At 58.4% G+C, this 17708-nt stretch carries 14 protein-coding genes; 12 read left to right on the top strand and 2 right to left on the bottom strand.

Annotated elements, in window-relative coordinates:
* Positions 1-16 precede the first annotated feature (16 nt).
* The 5 genes from ACFFSY_RS30515 (at position 17) to ACFFSY_RS30495 (ending at position 6954) form a co-directional block, all read left to right on the top strand.
* Positions 17-382: an arsenate reductase family protein gene (locus ACFFSY_RS30515; RefSeq protein ID WP_377501353.1), complete on the top strand. Its 366-nt coding sequence runs from the start codon at positions 17-19 to the stop codon at positions 380-382.
* Between the two features lie 80 nt (positions 383-462).
* A complete protein-coding gene (locus tag ACFFSY_RS30510) occupies positions 463-1662 on the top strand; it encodes an aminotransferase class I/II-fold pyridoxal phosphate-dependent enzyme (RefSeq protein WP_377501583.1) in 1200 nt (399 codons plus the stop codon).
* A gap of 196 nt (positions 1663-1858) precedes the next feature.
* Positions 1859-2719 carry a 5'-3' exonuclease gene (locus ACFFSY_RS30505; RefSeq protein WP_377501351.1) on the top strand — a complete coding sequence of 287 codons (861 nt, stop codon included), beginning with the start codon at positions 1859-1861 and terminating at the stop codon, positions 2717-2719.
* A gap of 433 nt (positions 2720-3152) precedes the next feature.
* The gene (locus ACFFSY_RS30500; RefSeq protein WP_446686140.1) at positions 3153-6374 is read left to right on the top strand and encodes a carbohydrate binding domain-containing protein; all 3222 of its coding nucleotides are present in this window, start codon (positions 3153-3155) and stop codon (positions 6372-6374) included.
* A gap of 214 nt (positions 6375-6588) precedes the next feature.
* Positions 6589-6954: a hypothetical protein gene (locus tag ACFFSY_RS30495; protein ID WP_377501347.1), complete on the top strand. Its 366-nt coding sequence runs from the start codon at positions 6589-6591 to the stop codon at positions 6952-6954.
* A gap of 121 nt (positions 6955-7075) precedes the next feature.
* Here the strand turns inward: ACFFSY_RS30495 and ACFFSY_RS30490 are convergent, their stop codons facing one another.
* Positions 7076-7495, bottom strand: a complete 420-nt coding sequence (locus ACFFSY_RS30490) for a DUF4183 domain-containing protein (protein ID WP_377501345.1) — start codon at positions 7493-7495, stop codon at positions 7076-7078.
* Positions 7496-7514: 19 nt separating this feature from the next.
* The gene (locus ACFFSY_RS30485; RefSeq protein WP_377501343.1) at positions 7515-7778 is read right to left on the bottom strand and encodes a DUF4183 domain-containing protein; all 264 of its coding nucleotides are present in this window, start codon (positions 7776-7778) and stop codon (positions 7515-7517) included.
* A 359-nt stretch (positions 7779-8137) separates the two neighbouring features.
* On the opposite strand from ACFFSY_RS30485, the gene ACFFSY_RS30480 reads away from it, so the two are divergent.
* The 7 genes from ACFFSY_RS30480 (at position 8138) to ACFFSY_RS30450 (ending at position 17469) form a co-directional block, all read left to right on the top strand.
* Positions 8138-9319, top strand: coding sequence for a D-alanyl-D-alanine carboxypeptidase family protein (locus tag ACFFSY_RS30480; protein ID WP_377501341.1), 1182 nt, complete (start codon positions 8138-8140; stop codon positions 9317-9319).
* A 392-nt stretch (positions 9320-9711) separates the two neighbouring features.
* Positions 9712-11466 carry a sensor histidine kinase gene (locus ACFFSY_RS30475; protein WP_377501339.1) on the top strand — a complete coding sequence of 585 codons (1755 nt, stop codon included), beginning with the start codon at positions 9712-9714 and terminating at the stop codon, positions 11464-11466.
* Between the two features lie 30 nt (positions 11467-11496).
* Positions 11497-12810 (top strand): response regulator transcription factor, encoded by a 1314-nt coding sequence (locus ACFFSY_RS30470; protein WP_377501581.1) that lies wholly within the window; start codon positions 11497-11499, stop codon positions 12808-12810.
* A gap of 25 nt (positions 12811-12835) precedes the next feature.
* On the top strand, positions 12836-14257 hold the full coding sequence (locus tag ACFFSY_RS30465) for an ABC transporter substrate-binding protein (protein ID WP_377501337.1): 1422 nt from the start codon (positions 12836-12838) through the stop codon (positions 14255-14257).
* 181 nt (positions 14258-14438) lie between these two features.
* Entirely contained in the window at positions 14439-15128 is a 690-nt protein-coding gene (locus ACFFSY_RS30460) for a TerC family protein (RefSeq protein WP_377501335.1), read from the top strand.
* A gap of 186 nt (positions 15129-15314) precedes the next feature.
* Positions 15315-16199 (top strand): DUF3592 domain-containing protein, encoded by an 885-nt coding sequence (locus tag ACFFSY_RS30455; RefSeq protein ID WP_377501333.1) that lies wholly within the window; start codon positions 15315-15317, stop codon positions 16197-16199.
* 271 nt (positions 16200-16470) lie between these two features.
* A complete protein-coding gene (locus ACFFSY_RS30450; RefSeq protein ID WP_377501331.1) occupies positions 16471-17469 on the top strand; it encodes a phosphotransferase in 999 nt (332 codons plus the stop codon).
* Positions 17470-17708 lie beyond the last annotated feature (239 nt).

The raw sequence follows: 17708 nt of genomic DNA, 5'->3' as shown, positions 1-17708 counted from the left end.
GGAGCAATGACATCATATGAGTAAACTTACGGTATATGAATATCCCAAATGCGGCACATGCCGCAGCGCGCTAAAGTGGCTGAAGGCCAATGGCCATGACGAGATCGAGACGCATGACGTGTTCACGAAGGCGCCCTCCGCCGATACGATCGCGGAGCTGATCGCGCGCAGCGGGCTTGATATCAAGAAGTTCTTTAATACGTCCGGCGAGGTGTACAAGGAGCTCGGATTGAAGGATAAGCTCGGCGCCATGACAGACGAAGAGAAGATTGCGCTGCTCGCGTCGAACGGCAGACTGATCAAGCGCCCGGTCGTCACGGACGGCCGCAAGGTGACCGTCGGCTTCAAGGAAGAGCAATACGAGCAGGAATGGAAGAAGTAAAGCCGGAAAGCGGCGTGCTGTTGCCGGGCATCATGGCAGGCGGCGCGCCGTTCGTCGATATAGGGGAGGCGCGAGAAGCGATGAAGAAATCTTGGCGGGCAGAGAAGCTGGACCGGCTCGGGTCCTCGATCTTTGCCGAAGTGAGCGGCTGGAAGCGGGAGGCGGTCGCAGCGGGGCTTAACGTGATCGACTTGAGCATCGGCAGTCCCGACCAGCCGCCGGCGCCCGAAGTTAGGCAGGCGCTCGCGGATGCGGCGCTTAGACCAGACGCTTACGCTTATCCGGGCACGAAAGGCAGCCGCGGCTACCTGAGCAAAGTCGCGGCGTGGATGGCGTATCGGTTCGGCGTCGAGGTGAACCCGGAGACGGAGCTGCTATCGTTGATGGGGACGCAGGACGGGCTTGGGCACCTGGCTCTGTCGCTTTGCAATCCCGGCGATATCGCGATGATTCCGAATCCGGGCTACCCGGTGTACGCGGCTGGACTAGCCGTGGCGGGCGTTGAACCTTACTTGATGCCGCTGCGCGAGGAGCGCGGATATTTGCCTGATTTCGATGCCATTCCGGATGAGGTCTGGCGCAGCGCGAAGTTCATGCTGCTGAACTACCCGAGTAATCCGCTGTCGGCTGTCGCGGATTTGGCCTTCTACGAGCATGCGGTCGCGGCTGCGAAGCGGCACGGCGTTCTGATCGTGCATGACTTGGCGTATTCGGAGATGGCGTTCGATGGCTTCCGCCCGCCGAGCATTTTGCAGGTAGAAGGGGCGCAGGACGTCGCGGTCGAATTTCATTCCATGTCGAAGAGCTTCAATCTGGCTGGCGGGCGGATCGGCTTCGTGGCAGGCAATGCGGAGGCTGTGTCTGCCATGACGGAGCTGAAGGGAAACATCGACTTCGGCGTGTTCCTTCCTGTTCAGGAGGCGGCCATCGCTGCGTTGGAGCGCGATATGACGGGAACGGTCGCACCGGTAGACGGGTTGTACGAGCGGCGGAGAGATCTGTTCCTCAGCGCGCTAGAGGCGGAAGGGTGGATCGTGCCGAAGCCGAAGGCGACGATGTTCGTCTGGGCGAAGCTGCCTCCGATGCGGTGGGAAATGGCGGAACCTTGGAATTCGCGTCGAATTTCCCGGGAAATGCTGGCTCGGCAAGGGGTCGCGGTCATCCCGGGCGATGCGTTCGGTTCGGAGGGCGAGGGGTACGTGCGGATTGCGCTCGTCGAAGATGAGGCGAAGCTGCTGGAAGCGGCGCAGCGGATCGGCAGGTTTATCCGGGGTGAATAGCTGGCAGGCTAGCGAACGGAATATTGACCCAATGATGCTGCCCGTGAAGGAAGAGGCGTGTATTAGCGAAGCTTGAGCGGCATGGCCGAGCGGGAGCGGTTGTGTACGCTGTTAGCAATGTTTTGGCATTGCAGGCTCCTTGTACAGTGCTCTATGATGAGTAGTAGCAAGTATTACGGTATGGGGATGGAAGCGAATGAACGAGAACAAAATTTTGATCGTGGACGGCATGGCCTTGCTGTTCCGGGCGTTTTTCGCCCAATCGTACAGTGCGAGACGGCTTGAGGACGGGACGCCGACGAACGCCATCTACGGCTTCATGCAGTACCTGTTCGACGCGGTGAACGAATTCCAGCCGACGCATGTGGTGTGCTGCTGGGATATGGGAAGCAAGACGTTCCGCACGGAATTATTCGCGGATTATAAGGCGAACCGGCCGGATGCGCCGGAAGATCTGATTCCGCAATTCTCGCTCGTGAAGGATATCGTCGCCGCCCTGAACATTCCGAATATCGGACTAGAGGGTTACGAGGCGGACGATTGCATCGGCACGGTATCGAGCAAGCTGAGCGAGCTGGGGCATGTCTACATTCTTACGGGGGACCAGGATATGCTGCAGCTGGTGAACGAGCGCATCCACGTCGTCATCATGAAGAAAGGCCGGAACAATTACGCGGTATACGACTTAGATTTCCTGAAGACGGACAAAGGTATACATCCGTTCCAGGTCGTCGAGATGAAGGGGCTTACGGGGGATACGAGCGATAATTACCCTGGCGTCAAAGGAATCGGCGAGAAGACGGCGCTGAAGCTGCTGGCGGAATTCGAATCGATCGACGGGATCCTGAGCAACCTCGAAGCGCTGCCGAAGAGCGTCAAGGCGAAGATCGAAGCCGACCTGGAGATGCTCCACCTGTCGCGGACGCTCGCCCGCATCAACATCGATGTGCCGGTCGCCTGCAGTCTGGAAGAGTGCACATGGAGCGTACCGCTCGAATCGGCATCCGAAGTGTTCGATAAATACCGCTTAACGAACTTATTGAAAATGATCGGTTAATAGGAAGGCTAGGAAGCCCTTTTCCCGCTCGTGGGAGGAGGGCTTCTTTTTGCTAAGTATAAGCTGCTGTTCGAAGTAACTTGCATGGGTCGGGCGAATGTCAGCCGAAAGTAGCGGCAGCTGCTGATGCTTTGGCCCCATACAATAAATTCCACCGACAGAAGTCAATTCCGTCGACTAGCGGGGCCGGCGAAGGCCGACTACAATATCCATTGTAAGCGCTTTAACGAGAAGGTGATGCTTAGCTAATTGTGCAAACGTTTGAACAAAAAGGGAGGCGGTATCGCAATCCGGCGCGGGAGGCGCGCCGAGGAAATCATGCCGAAGCGAGGCACAGATCGCAATCGGCCATACAAGGGAGGATTATTCGTACATGCGAGCAAGAACATTCAGCAAGCGGATTATGGCATGGCTCATGGGCTTGGTCGTGCTCATGACTTCCGGGGTTGTTCCGCCGGCGGCGGTAACGGTCGTCCAAGCGGCGGAGTCGTCCGCAGGCACGGCCGTCGTCTATTACTACACGCCAACGCGCAATTGGAGCACGGTCTACATTCATCACAATGGAAGCGGCACATGGACGCAGGTGCCAGGTACGAAAATGGATGCGGCTTGCACGAACTGGACGCGGTCGACCGTTACGCTCGGCACCGCGACCACATTCGAGCTGGTCTTTAACAATGGCTCCGGCACTTGGGATAATAACGGCGGCGCTAACTATAAGGCAGGCGTAGGCGAGCACCAAGTGAAGGACGGTAAGCTTACCGCTGGCGCTGGCAATCCATGTGGCACCGGAGGAGCGGATACGACGGCGCCAAGCGTGCCTGCCGGTCTGACGAAAGGGACCGTGACCAACACGACCGTGGCTCTCTCGTGGACGGCTTCGACCGATAACACGGGCGGCAGCGGGGTTGCCGGCTATGACGTCTACCGCGGCGGCGCGCTCATCAAGAGCGGCGTAACCGGCGTCACCTACACGGACACAGGGCTCGCGCCTGCCACGACATACAGCTACGCCGTCGTGGCCAAGGATGCGGCAGGCAACCAGTCCGCCCCGTCCGCTGCACTGTCGGTCACCACTGCGGCCGCGGGCAATCAAGCCACCGTCTATTACTACGCGAAGACGAAAGGCTGGACGACAGTTAATCTGCATTACATGCCGGCTGGAGGCAGCTGGACGGCGGTGCCCGGCGTGGCAATGAACGAGACCGCCTGCGTGGAGTGGGTGAAGAAGACCGTCGATTTGGGCTCCGCCACCTCCATGAAGGCGGCCTTCAATAACGGCTCGGCCTGGGATAACAACGGCGGCGCCGATTATACGCTGGCCGCGGGCGTTGCGACTGTGAAAGATGGCGTCGTGACGGCCGGTGCGGCGAACCCGTGCGCGCCGCTGCCGGATGACGTTACCCCTCCGTCGGTACCGCAAGGCGTCGCGGCGGTCGCAAGCGGGCTCGCGATTACGCTGACCTGGAATGCTTCGACGGATAATGCCGGCGGCCGAGGCGTAGCCGGCTACGAGATTACGCGTACCGGCGGCACGGCCGGTACGAAGACGTTCACGACATCAAGCACGTCGTTCCGCGATGCTTCGCTGGAAGCGCGCACGGCTTATACTTATACCGTGAAGGCGTACGACGGCGCACAGCCTGCCAATAAATCGGCGGCAAGCACGGCAGCAAGCGCCACGACGGGCGATGCGCCGCCTCCGGTGCCGGGCGGAACGCCGATCGGAACGGATATGCGCGAGGACTCGATTTATTTCGTCATGACGGCTCGCTTCTATGATGGCGACTCCTCCAACAACCGGGGCGGGTCCGCGCATGTCACGAGCGGCAACGCAGCGAACAACGACCCGATGTTCCGCGGGGATTTCAAGGGGTTGATCGCGAAGCTAGATTACATCAAGGCGCTCGGCTTCTCGGCGATCTGGATTACGCCTGTCGTGCTGAACCGCTCCGATTACGACTACCACGGCTATCACGGCTACGACTTCTTCCGCGTCGACCCGCGGCTGGAATCCACCGGGGCTTCGTATCAGGATTTAATCAACGCGGCGCATAACAAAGGTCTCAAGATCATCCAGGACGTCGTCTACAATCACTCGAGCCGCTGGGGAGCCAAAGGCTTGTTCACGCCGAAAGTGTTCGGCATCCGCGACACGCAGTGGAGCTGGTACTACGACGAACCGGTCGCCGGCGCCGAGTATGACGGGCTGACCGTCAATGCGAGCGGCAAGCCGTACAACGGCGATCTGTGGTCGACGACCGAACCGGCCGGCAATACGTGCCGCAACTGGGGCGTGCCGACAGGCGCGACGAGCAAGGAAGGGTACAAAATCTATAACTGCCAATGGCCGAATCCGACGAGCGGCATGTTCCCGTCGAACCTGTACCATCAATGCTGGATCGGCAACTGGGAAGGGGAGGACTCCCGCAGCTGCTGGATTCACGAGGATTTGGCCGACTTTAATACCGAATCCAAGCCCGTGCAAGATTATTTGATCGACGCCTACAACCGGTTCATCGACATGGGCGTAGACGGCTTCCGGATCGATACGGCCGTTCACATTCCGCGCGTCACCTGGAATCGTCATTTCCTGCCTGCGGCGCAGGAGCACGCGGTCGCCAAGTTCGGCGACAAGGGCAAAAACTTCTTCATGTTCGGCGAGGTCGGCTCGTTCGTGAACGATAAGTGGAACCGGGGTTCGGTCAACCATTCCGCCCAGTTCTTCACGTGGAAGGAGCGGAAGACGTACAGCGCGGACGATACGGCGGCGGCCTTGGAGCAATACAACTACGAGAATACGATGGGCACTGGCAACCAGCCGACGTCGACGAATGCGTTCTTAAGCGGCAATGCCTATCATCAGCCCGATCATTCCCAATTCTCGGGGATGAGCGTCATCGATATGCGCATGCATATGAACTTCAGCGACGCGGGTAACGCCTTCTGGAACGGCAAAGATTCGGATGATAGCTACAATGACGCCACGTACAACGTCGTCTACGTCGACAGCCACGATTACGGTCCGAACAAATCGTCCACCCGTTATGCAGGCGGTACCGCCGCTTGGGCGGAGAACATGAGCCTCATGTGGACGTTCCGCGGCATCCCGACGCTGTATTACGGCTCCGAGATCGAGTTCCAGGCCGGCAAGCCGATCGACTGCGGCCCGACCTGCCCGCTGGCGACGACGGGACGCGCTTATTTCGGGGACCATCTGGAAGGTTCGGTCGTGGCTAGCGGCTTCGGCCAAGTCGCTTCGGCTTCCGGCACCGTCGCCCAGACGCTCCAGAAGCCGCTCGTGAAGCATCTGCAGCGGCTGAACCAGATTCGCCGCGCCATCCCGGCGCTTCAGAAGGGGCAGTATTCGACGGAGAACGTCAGCGGGGGCATGGCCTACAAGCGGCGTTATACCGACGCGGCCAAAGCCGTCGACAGCTTCGCGCTGGTCGCGGTCAGCTCCTCGGCCACCTTCAGCAGCATTCCGAACGGCACGTACAAAGATGCCGTCACGGGCGACGTACGCATCGTAACGAACGGCACGCTGACCGTGAACGTGAGCGGCCAAGGCAACCTGCGCGTGTATGTGCTCGACCTGCCGGGCAATCCGGCGCCGGGCAAGATCGGCGAGGATGGGCCATACTTGAAGGCCTAGATCAAGTTCTATTGTTGTAGGAACAGTAACGGAGATGAACCGTGAAACCCGCGCCACGTTGCGCGGGTTTTTGGCTATCTAGGAGGTGTGCTATACCGCGCCAGTCCATTGTTTGCATCTTTTCCATAAACATGCAACATCCCTTTATAATGGAGCGTTATTTAAATATAGCAATGATCGCATGAAGAGCGGAGCAGCCAAAGGGGGAATGGCAGTGCGATTCAAGCGAAGCTATTGGATTCTACTCATGGTCTTGCTTCTGACGGAATGCGAACCAAGCAGAAACGAGGTACTCGCCAAGCTGGTCTCCCATGAGGAAGGGCGGCTTCGCATGCATATTTTCTCGGCTTCTCAAGAGTGGGATCTCGCGGTGAATCGAGTGCTTAATGCCAGTCCCGTTCTTCTTGCGCGCATTCAACTCGTGGAGATTCACGCGGAGAAGGATGAGATTGCTTGGCTCAAGGCGATCGGCTTGGAAGAGCAGCTTCCCGTAGTTCTTGTATTCGATACCGAGCAGCTGGTCTTTCAGACGAATAATCCCGAGGAGCTAGAAGCTTTTGCCGATACGCTTGTGGAATAAGGTTCGTTGGCGGCGTTGGGGGAGTCGGGTGACAACAATCTATCAAGCCTCGAAGCGTCAAAAAGGCTGAACAGGCCGCGACCTGTTCAGCCTTTCTTTCGCTGTAAGCGAGAGCCGTCCCCTATACGATGATGTCGATATCCGGTATCGAAATGACCGGCGGCGTCGTGATCGTCGACGTCGTATTCGAGAAATCGGCGACCTCCAGGACGACCGGGGCGCCGACAGGGATGTCCACCGTGTTGATGACAAGCGAGGCTGTCGTTAGCACGGAGAGGTTCGCTTCCTGCATCATGCCGTTGACATGCACGTTCAAGTAGCCGTTCGCCGGCGGCGCGGGCAGGTCGGTTATCGCATCGCCGTTATCGTTGACGAAGCCGGCGGCAGGAATCGTCGTCACGTTGCCAGCGATCATCGGCGCGGTCACGGCCGCGGCGAAACGGGATACAGCCGGAACGACGTTAGTCGTCACCGCGCCGCCGGAGGCGACGGGAGCGGAAGCGCTGGCGGTGATGAACAGTTTGATAAGCGAAGCTGGCATCGCATTCACCCCCTTTCGTTCAGGCTAGAATCTGGATCGACTGGACGATGATCGGCACGCCCTTCTGCGGAATATCCTCCGACAAGAACCGGATGGAGCCCTTGCGGATCCGGTACATGTTCGCCGGCTGCAGCACGGCGTTCACGAATATCTGGAACAGCGACATGTCGCGCGGGTTCGGAATGCGATTGGACCCTCCGTAGCCGTCGACACGGTCTTCGTCGCGGTATACCCGCTTGACGCCGTCCGCAACGGCATAGAAGAGATACACCTTAGTTCGCACCGGACGGCGCGTCCTTCCGCGGGTGGCCTTGCGCTTCGGTTTTCGGGAGACTCGTTTACAGGTCGAATGCCGGCTGCGCACCTGGTCGTCACCTTCTTGGCCGGAAATGGGATTCCTTTACAGAATATGCGTTCGCGCTCGTGCCCGCGTAGCCGTATGACCGCGGTGTGAATGACCAAAAATGTGATCTAGCCTACACTTTTCTATTGTTGGAAGTCCTGCAAGGATGCTATCTTTAAACTAGACGGATATCCAATAACTAGTTCTTACGAACGACTATAATCCGGCGACAGAAAGGGCTGAGGGAGATCGTTTTGCTTCGCTGCCTCCATATTTGCACCATGATTCTACTTCTAAGCATGTGTTTGCCCCGAACGCTTCACGCCGAAGAGGCTGTCCCACAGGCGCCTGTACTCCAGTCGGAAGCGGCAATTCTGATCGACGCCCGCTCCGGAACCGTCCTATTCGAGAAGAACGCGACGGAGCGACTCTATCCTGCCAGTATTACGAAGATCGTCACCGGCATTATCGCGCTCGAATCGGCCGACCCGGAAGAACTCGTAACCGTTTCCAAGGAAGCGCGGAACGAAGACGGTACTCGGGTGTATTTGGCCGAAGGCGAGCAGGTGACGCTCGGCAATCTCGTCTACGCGCTCATGCTCAATTCCGGCAACGATGCGGCGACCGCGATCGCAGAGCATATCTCGGGTTCGAAAGCTTTGTTCGCGGACAAAATGAATGCGTTCGCGAAGGAAACCGTCGGGGTATTCGACACGCAGTTCACCAATCCGCACGGCTTGCCCGATCCGGAGCATTACACGACAGCTTCGGATATGGCGAAGATCGCGCAATATGCGATGCGCAACGAGCGGTTCCGCGAGATCGTCGCCACTGAGAAAATGCCGTGGAACGGCTTGGAATGGCAATCCCAGCTCGTCAATCATAACAAGCTGCTGACGACCTACGAAGGCACGCTCGGCGTCAAGAACGGCTATACGCAGGCCGCAGGCAATACGCTCGTCATCGCGGCGCAGCGGGACGGCATGGAGCTGATCGGCGTCATTCTGAAGGCGAGCACGAACAAAGTGGTCTATGCCGAGATGACGAAGCTGCTGGATTACGGGTTCGCGGCGTTCGAGCCGAGGCAGCTGTTCGCGGCGGGTGAAACGTACGAATATGGCAGCGTCGAAGCAGGGGAGACGTCGCGCATGTTCGTCGCCGTTGAGGAGCTATGGACAGCGGTCCCTAAGCATGAAGTCGCCGATATGCAGGTCGACGCGCTCGGCGCGATCACGATGAGCACCCCGTCGCGAACGTGGACGGCCGGCATGCTGAAGCTCCAGGAGCCTCCGGTTGCGAACGCGCAGGTCATGTCGGCGGTAGACGCAGGTACGGGAGTTTCCGACGCGAGCGAGGAAGACGGCGCAGCCGCCAATTCCGACTGGGAGCTTCCCATTGCCGGCGCCTGGCTGCTCATGAATGTCATGTTGGGCACGATCGCGTACCTGAAGCTGCGTAAGCGCGCGATGCGCAGAGCGTAGCGCTTGAATATTCGCCCGCACATAAACTTGTCCGATACCAGGAATATCGCGTCTTGGCCGACTGTCGGTCGAGGCGCTTTTGGCATGACGCGACCTTCGTAACAAACAACACAATCTTCGTAACGATGCACATCGCACAGCCGGAGGTCCTGTACGATAATCGACTTGCAACCATAACGAATCGAAATGGATGCGAGGCGCATTTCTCGGTGGTTCGCTTGGCGATGCCGCCGCCGACCCCAAAGGGGAATGAATGTTCACGGGCGGTCTACTCAAGCGGACAGTCTTTAGCTTAAATATACAGACAGACGAAGTTAAGCGGCCGGAGGGGAACTACGCTGAAAATCGGACTGACGAACCCGATCACGCAGCTCAACGTCAAGCAGCAGGTGATGCTGCTTTTTGCCGTCATGGTCATTCCGATCCTGCTGCTGAATTTCTATGGGAACAGCAAGGCGGAGCAGATTTTGAAGGGGCATGTGACGAACGCGTATCTGGAGCTGAACAAACAAAATCTCGATTTGATCAACCGGGACATCGATACCGTCAACAAGGTCACGACGACGATCATCCAGAACCCGATCACCCAATCGCTCGTGCCGCGCGGAAATGAAACCGTTTACCAGCGGGTGCGAAAGTTTGCGGAGATGGACAAATTTCTTGCGAGCTACTCGGTCGGCGTCAAAGGCGGGGAGGCGGTGTACTACTCGCTCTACGTCTACGATCCGAACGACGATTATGCCTTCGCCCCTTACGATCCGCAAATTAAGAAGGCCGGCGTCTACTTCTTCTCGGATGACGACAAGCCGGCCTGGTTCGACGAGGCGGTACGCAAACGGGGAACGGGGTATCTGGCTATTCTTGATGAGATCGGCACGCTGCCGAACAAGACGACGCTGGCCTACATCCGCTCCGTGACGAACATCTCGCTTGGCACCGGCGTCATCGGCGTGCTCGTCACGACGAATATGGACGAGAAGATCTCGGAGTCGCTCCGCTCGGTTAGCCTGCCGGACGGCGGCATCTACCTGACCGACTGGCACGACCGGATTCTCGCGGCGGCGAACCAGCAGATCGGGGAGCGGTTGACGCTGCCGGAGAGCGACGGCGCGACGCTTGCGAGCATCGGCACGACGGATTTCATCGCAGCGGGCTTCCTGCATGTGATGAGCTATAACGCTACTCTGCAGCAGAAGCTGGTCTACCAAATTCCGATCGCCTCGCTCCTGCAGAAGCAGAACGAGCTGAAGCACGTCATCCAGCTCATCTCCATCGTCTACACCGCGGTCACGCTCATCATCATGATCTACTTCTGGCGTTCGCTCATGACGCCGCTGCAGAAGCTCGCCGTCTTCGTGCGCTCGTACGAGCCGGGCCGGAAGCTGCCGGCCGCCGCGGGCAAGCGCCGAAAGGACGAGGTCGGCGTCGTCGTCTCGTCGGTCTACGATATGGCCGGCAGACTGAACACGCTGATCGAAGACCGTTACCAGATGCAGATTCGCGAGAAGGAAGCGCAGCTTCAAATTCTCTACCACCAAATTAACCCGCATCTGCTCTATAACACGCTGGAGAGCATCTATTGGAAGAGCTCGCTGGAAGGCAATTCCGAATCGGCGGAGATGATCAAGGAACTGTCGCGGCTAATGAAGATTAGCCTGAGCCGCGGCCGCGAGCTCATCACGATCAAAGAGGAGCTGGAGCATGCCGCCGCGTACATCGGGTTGCAGGAGAAACGGTATCAGTACGGCTTTCGCGTGAAATGGGACGTCGATCCGGACATCGAGTCTTACTTGATTCCGAAGATTACGCTCCAGCCGCTGCTCGAGAACGCGATGATCCACGGCGTGCGCAACATGGAGGACGACGGCGTCATTCGAATAAGCGGCGAACGCCGGGGAGACGAGGTCGTGCTGCGGGTCGAGGATAACGGCTACAAGGAGGTCGACTTCGCCTCCATCGACCGGCTGCTGCGCGAGGAACGGCCGAACCCGTCGCTTGGGTACGGCATCCGCAACATTCACCAGCGCATTCAGCTGCATTTCGGAAGCGAGTATGGCTTGAGCTACGGGCCGAAGGATGGCGGCGGCACGGTCGTGACGATCGTCGTGCCGATCCGGATGGAAGAGCAGCCCTCTTCGGGCTCATGATACGAATGCGGGAAGAACGGAGTGAACGACATGCATAATATCCTGATCGTCGACGACGAGCCGCTCATCTGCAAAGGCATCAGCAATATGCTGGCAGGGGCGGGGCTCGGCATCGGCCAGATCTATATGGCGCATAACGCCTATGAGGCGCTCGATTATTTGCGGATGGAGGATGTCGATCTGCTCATCACGGATATCCAGATGGGCGCGATGAGCGGCCTCGAGCTGATGCAGCAGGCGAAGCTGATCAAGCCTTGGGTACAGACGATCGTCATCTCGGCGCACGAGACGTTCCACTATGCGCAGACGGCGATACGCCTGGGGGCGAAGGATTACTTGATCAAGCCGCTCAGCGGCACGCAGGTGATGGATTCGGTTCGGGACGTGCTGCTGCAAGCCGGGAAGTCGGACAGACCGGATGCCGGCTTCTCGCCGAAGGTGCAGGAGGACTACCGGATGGAGTCGCCGCTAGAGGAGCGGATGGCGCTGCTGCGCGAGCTGATGGCCGGCAAGGACGGGGGGCGGGAAGCGCGGGAACAGCTGGCGCTGCAATACGGAATCGAGCTGCGCGGTCCGTATTTCGCCGTCATTACCGTCCAGCTTCGGCTGCCGGACGAACTCGGGGAGCGGGATCGGAATTTGCTGCGGTACGCGGCGCTGAATATCGGGGGCGAGCTGACCGGCCAAGGCTGCGCGGCGCTCGGGTTCTATACCGGGCCGGCAAGTCTGGGGCTGCTGCTCCAATGGGATGAATCGCAGTACGCGTCGCTTGGTCCGAACAAGATCAACGGGCTCGACATGACGGGGCGCAGCCTGCATTTTACGATCAAGCGGATGCTGAAGCTGGATGCCATCGTCGGCCTCAGCCAGATTTTGCGGGGAGAGGGGTTTGTGCCGGAGCTCTACGACCAAGCGCAAAAAGCGGCGCGGTGGCACAAGGAACTCCCCGACCACGAAGTATTCTATTACGGGGATTTCAAGTGGAGCCAGTCGTCGCATGAGCCGACGGAGGAGGAGCTGGCGGCCCAAAACAATATGACGGTCGAGCGGGCCATGCAATATATCCACGACCATTACAGCCAGAAGGGACTTAGCCTCCATGAGGTCGCGCAAGGAACGTTCGTCAGCCCGAACTACTTGAGCTATCTGTTCAAGAAGAACACCGGCACGAATCTGTGGGAATACGTGACGAAGCTGCGCATGGAAGAGAGCCGGCGGCTGCTGCTGGAGACCGACCTGAGACGGTACGAAATCGCGGAACGGGTCGGCTACGATTCGCCGGAGCATTTCGGCAAAATGTTCAAGAAGCATTACGGCATCAGCCCAAGCGAGCTGAAGCGATAACGGCAGGAACAAGGAGGCGCAACCGATGCGCAAATTCGCGGCCGCGTTAATCGCGCTGATCATGGCCGTTAGTACCGGGGGATGTATCGGCGATCGCGGCGGGCCTTCGGGTCAACCGGCAACGGACGGAGGCGGGGTATCCGGTCCGTCTGCTGCGCACGAACGGGTCACCATCAGCATCTATTATCCGACGCCGGATCTGCCGGAGAACCGCGCGCACGAGGACGACAAGATCCGGCGGTTCACGGCGCAATACCCGTATGTCGATATCATCAAGAGCAATTGGCAGTACAATCCGAACGAGATCGGCATTAAGATGGCGTCCGGCGAAGCGCCGACGCTGTTCAACACGTTCGCCTCGGAAGGGCGTTACTTGGCCGAGCGCGGATGGGCGGCGGATATTACGGAGCTGTACGACGCCTACGCGCACAAGGAGCAGATCAATCCGCTGCTGCAAAACCAATTTATGATCGGAGGGCGCGTATACGGTTTGGCGGAACGGGGCTACGTGACCGGCATTGTCGTCAACAAGCGGCTGCTGGATGAGCGTGGCGTGAAGCCGCCGTCCTACGACTGGACGTGGGACGATCTGCTGGAAGTCGCCCAGGCGGCGTCCAATCCGGCCAAAGGCGTGTCCGGCATCGCGCCGATGGGCAAGGGCAATGAATCGGGCTGGAATTGGACGAATTTCCTGTTTGAAGCAGGCGGGGAGATCCTGACCGTGGACAAGGGAAAGGTGCGCGCGGCCTTCCATGGGGAAGCCGGACTGCGCGCGCTGCAGCTGTATCATAAGCTGGCTTGGGAAGTGCGAGCGATTCCGAAGGACTGGGCGGTCGGCTGGAACGACGCCATCAGCATGTTCGTGCAAGGCAAGACGGCGATGATCATCTCGGGTCCGGACAGCCCGATCATCCAGGCGCTCAACCAGTGGCGGATGCCGCCAGAAGACGTGCTGTTCTATCCGATGCCATCCGAGAAGGCGGGCGGGAAGCATACGGGCATCCTCGGCGGCGACTATCTCGTTATCAATCCGAATGCGACCAGAGCGGAGCAGGAGGCGGCTTTCCTATACGCGACATTCGACATGTTCACCGATCAGAGCTTGGAAGCGCTGGATGCCGAAATCGCGGAGCGCGAGCAAGACGGACAATTCTACATTCCGCCTTTCATCCCGTACTTCAAGAACGATTCGGATTTCGGCCGGCGGGTAAAATCCATCTATGGGCGTCATACCAACGTGTATGCGTACGACGAGGATGCGGCACGCTTGTTCGACGGTAAAGTCGAAGGCCAATATAACACGCAGCAGTATTACGGTGCGGTAACCTCGATGGTGCAGGCGGTCTTCGCCGATCCTGGCGTAAATTTGAACCAGCTGCTGCAAGAGACGGCGAAGAACGTACAAAGCCAGAATTTCGACAAGTTAACGGTGCTGGGGCTCCCGTAAGCGATTTGGCGGAAGACGGCAACATGCGGTATACTAATGCTGGCCTTGTTGCTAGCGAATATATGTTGAAGAGGGCGCGCGCTTTTCGGATGAACCGGAGGCTCGCGCCCTTCCTTGCCGTCCGGGTGGTATGGCCTCCGGTCATTTGGCGGAAACTGGGTACAGAAGGAGTGGACATGCAATGGATGGGCAACTGTGGGTAGGCTTGGTGGAGCTGATTCTGATCAACATCGTCTTAAGCGGCGATAACGCCGTCGTCATCGCGCTCGCGTGCCGCAATCTGCCGGCGGAGCAGCAGAAGAAGGCGATTTTCTGGGGAAGTATGGGCGCGGTGCTGCTGCGCGTCGTGCTGACGTTCGTCGCCGTCTGGCTGATGGAAGTGCCGCTCGTGCAGGTGGTCGGCAGTATTCTGCTGCTTTTCATCGCGATTAAGCTGCTGCGCGGTGATGAGGGCGAAGAGAATATCGCCTCCAGCGGGAACATGAAGGAAGCGATCAAGACGATCGTAGTCGCCGACCTCGTCATGAGTCTCGACAACGTGCTGGCCGTCGCCGGCGCGGCGAACGGCAATATGCTGCTCGTCATCATCGGCCTGGCGATTTCGATTCCGCTTATTATTTGGGCGAGCCAGCTGTTGATGGGACTCATGAAGCGGTTCCCGATTATCGTCATCCTCGGCGCGGCGCTGCTCGGCTACACCGCGGGGGAGATGATCATGAGCGATCGCATCGTCGGCGAGCATCTCGAATCGTGGGTGCCGCACATCCACTACGCGCTGCCGATCGTGCTGGCCGTGTTCGTGGTGCTGGCCGGGAAGCTCGGCGGCCGCAAGGACCGCGACGATCATGAGCCGGTGACAGGGGAACGGTGAAAGGTGAGCATGGGTGGAATTTTCCGGCTGGCTGCTTTGGGTCGAGCTGTGGGATCGTGAATTGAAGAGATCGGACAAGCCGCTGCGGGATGCAGCGGCTTTTGTTATTATGCAGTGATGATTGACACGGATCGCAGATCATGTGACGATAGCGAGGAAATTAGAGCGAAGGAACGGGCAAACGCAATGGACAACAAGCCGCGAAAAAGAACGCTTTCGGCAGGAACATGGATCAATTTATTGTTCGGCGGTTGGCTGAATGGGACAGGCTGGACGCTGCTGATCGGCGGGTTGATTTTGAATGCGCTGCTTATGCCGGGCATGGATATGACCTTCATTCACGCGGATCGCGAAGCGGTAGAGGTCAAGGGCTTTGTAGTGGATGTGCAGGTAGCTTACTACATGGGCAAGAAGCGGAATAAAAAAGCAGTGTATGCGACGGAGTGGTACTCCCCCTTACCATCGGGCAAGCGATTAGAAGGGACATCATACGTGGGAGGGGAACAGCCGCGACGCGGAGGTGATGTTCGGATCGTTTTTCCTTTAGGTCATGACGACGAAGCCAAGATCGAGGGCAGTCTCGCTCGGCCTTTGCCGCCGAGTTGGCTTGTACTCTTGCTTATCCCGCTCTTGGGAGGCATTATAGCGGTAGTCCGGTTGCGGCATTCATGTCGCAAGGCATATCTTCTTTCGCGGGGCGCGCTTACGCAAGGCTCGTTGGTATCGAAGTTACGCACAAACGTACAGGTGAACGAATCTCCCGTTTATTGTCTGACATACACCTATGCGTCAAGAAGCGGAGAATCATTCGAGATATCCGTTCGTACGGGCGATTCGGCTCGAATCGAAGGCGAGAATGCGGCGATGGTTGCATACGATCCCAGGCGGCCAGCGCGAGGGTTGATCGTGAGCACTTTGCCCGGCAGAACGAGAATGGAATCGGAACGTGTATGGACGGAAGTCGATAGCGCGACGATGGCGTTCGCTTGCTTCTTCGGCATGTTGCTGTTTGGCTTAATTGCTTCTTGCTTATATGCGACGATGATGTTTCAAGCAAGGCCGTTTTGGTGATGCGGCCAAATGGCGTGGATTCACGGTTCACGTTGGCCGCAAGACAGAAAGGAAATCCGCCGGACTATCGGCGGCTTTTTTGTTTTCCGCGAGGCTTTCGCAACTTCCCGCCCTCCGCTAACGTCTAATTTGCGCTGGAACATGGAATTTCTGGAACAAATGGGCGGAGATGCTTGCTTTCCGATCGGTATTGTCACTCGAGTTCTGGGGCTGAGGTGTAACGCGCGGCCGACGAGGATGACGCGATTCATTCATTTAAGGAGTGTAGAACATGCGAACGAAACTTCACGCTATTCGGTCCATAATCGATCCGGTCAGTTTGCGGGAATGCTTGCAATCGGACTATGACTTGGGAACTTGGCAGCAATGCATATTGTGGCTGCGCGGTCTGAATGATACCTATCGCGTTCGGACGGAGCGCGGAGCGTATGTGCTTCGGCTGTATCGTCCTGATATTGTAGAGGCTGACGTGCGGTATGAGATCGAATTGCTGAATCGCTTGGCGTTAGAGCTGGAAGGCCGCGATACGCGGGTTGCCGCGCCGGCCGTCAGACGAGACGGGCGCTATCATACCGTACTCGAGGCGCCGGAGGGCGAGCGAGTCGCGGTGCTCTTCCCATATATTGAGGGAGCAGATAACGCGCTTGCCGACGAGGCAGCTTGCTTTGCCTTCGGCCGTTCGGCAGGCGAGCTTCACGCGGCGATGGATGGCATGACGCCGACAGCGCCGAGACAGCCGTTGGATGTTCATTTTCTCGTTCAGGAGTCGCTTGCGCGAATTCTCGGCTATATCGGTGCAGACCATGCTGCTGCGCCGTTCCTGCGTGCTTATGCCGAAGAACTTGTCGCGCGAATCGAAGCGGCGGCAGCGAAGGGGCTGGATTATGGTATCTGTCACGGGGACATGCACGGCAACAACAACGCGTTTGAAGCGGGCGGCAGCTATACGCACTATGATTTCGAGTGGGCGGCGCCGGGCTGGCGTGCATATGATCTGGCGCAGGTGAGGGCGAGGAAGCGCCAATCGCCGGGGACGAAGGACAAGCTATGGGCGCAGGTGCTGGCCGGCTACCGTTCGGTGCGGGCGTTCAGCAAATCGGATGAGGAAGCGGTCGAGCTGTTCGTACTGGCGCGGCGGTTGTGGATTATGGGCTTGGACGTGATGTTCATTCCGTCCGACATGGGCGCGCTCGATTATGGCGACGAGTGGCTCGATGGATTCGTGCAAGAGTTCAGAGACTCGGGATTGGTGGCAGAGGCGGTGCAGTAAGCTCTCGGAGGTTGAGGAATGTCTTTCTCGCTCTTGCCGACGAGCCTTCGCGCCCTGTGACATCGGCGAACTCCCTGCGCTTGCGGTATGGAATCAGATCGTGCGCGGGAGCGATGGCTTTGGCTTTTAAGACGATATCAAGATAACCTCAAAGAGCACAACCGAAGTCAGGGACTTCGGTTGTGTTTGTTAATAAGCGCAAGTTATAAAATTGCTATGTTTAAAGGAAAGTGTTAGTG

The organism is Paenibacillus aurantiacus (genome assembly GCF_042431225.1).
Lineage (GTDB): Bacteria > Bacillota > Bacilli > Paenibacillales > Paenibacillaceae > Paenibacillus_Z > Paenibacillus_Z aurantiacus.
The sequence above is the reverse complement of the archived record's forward strand: the minus strand, read 5'-3'. Positions and strand labels throughout refer to the sequence as shown.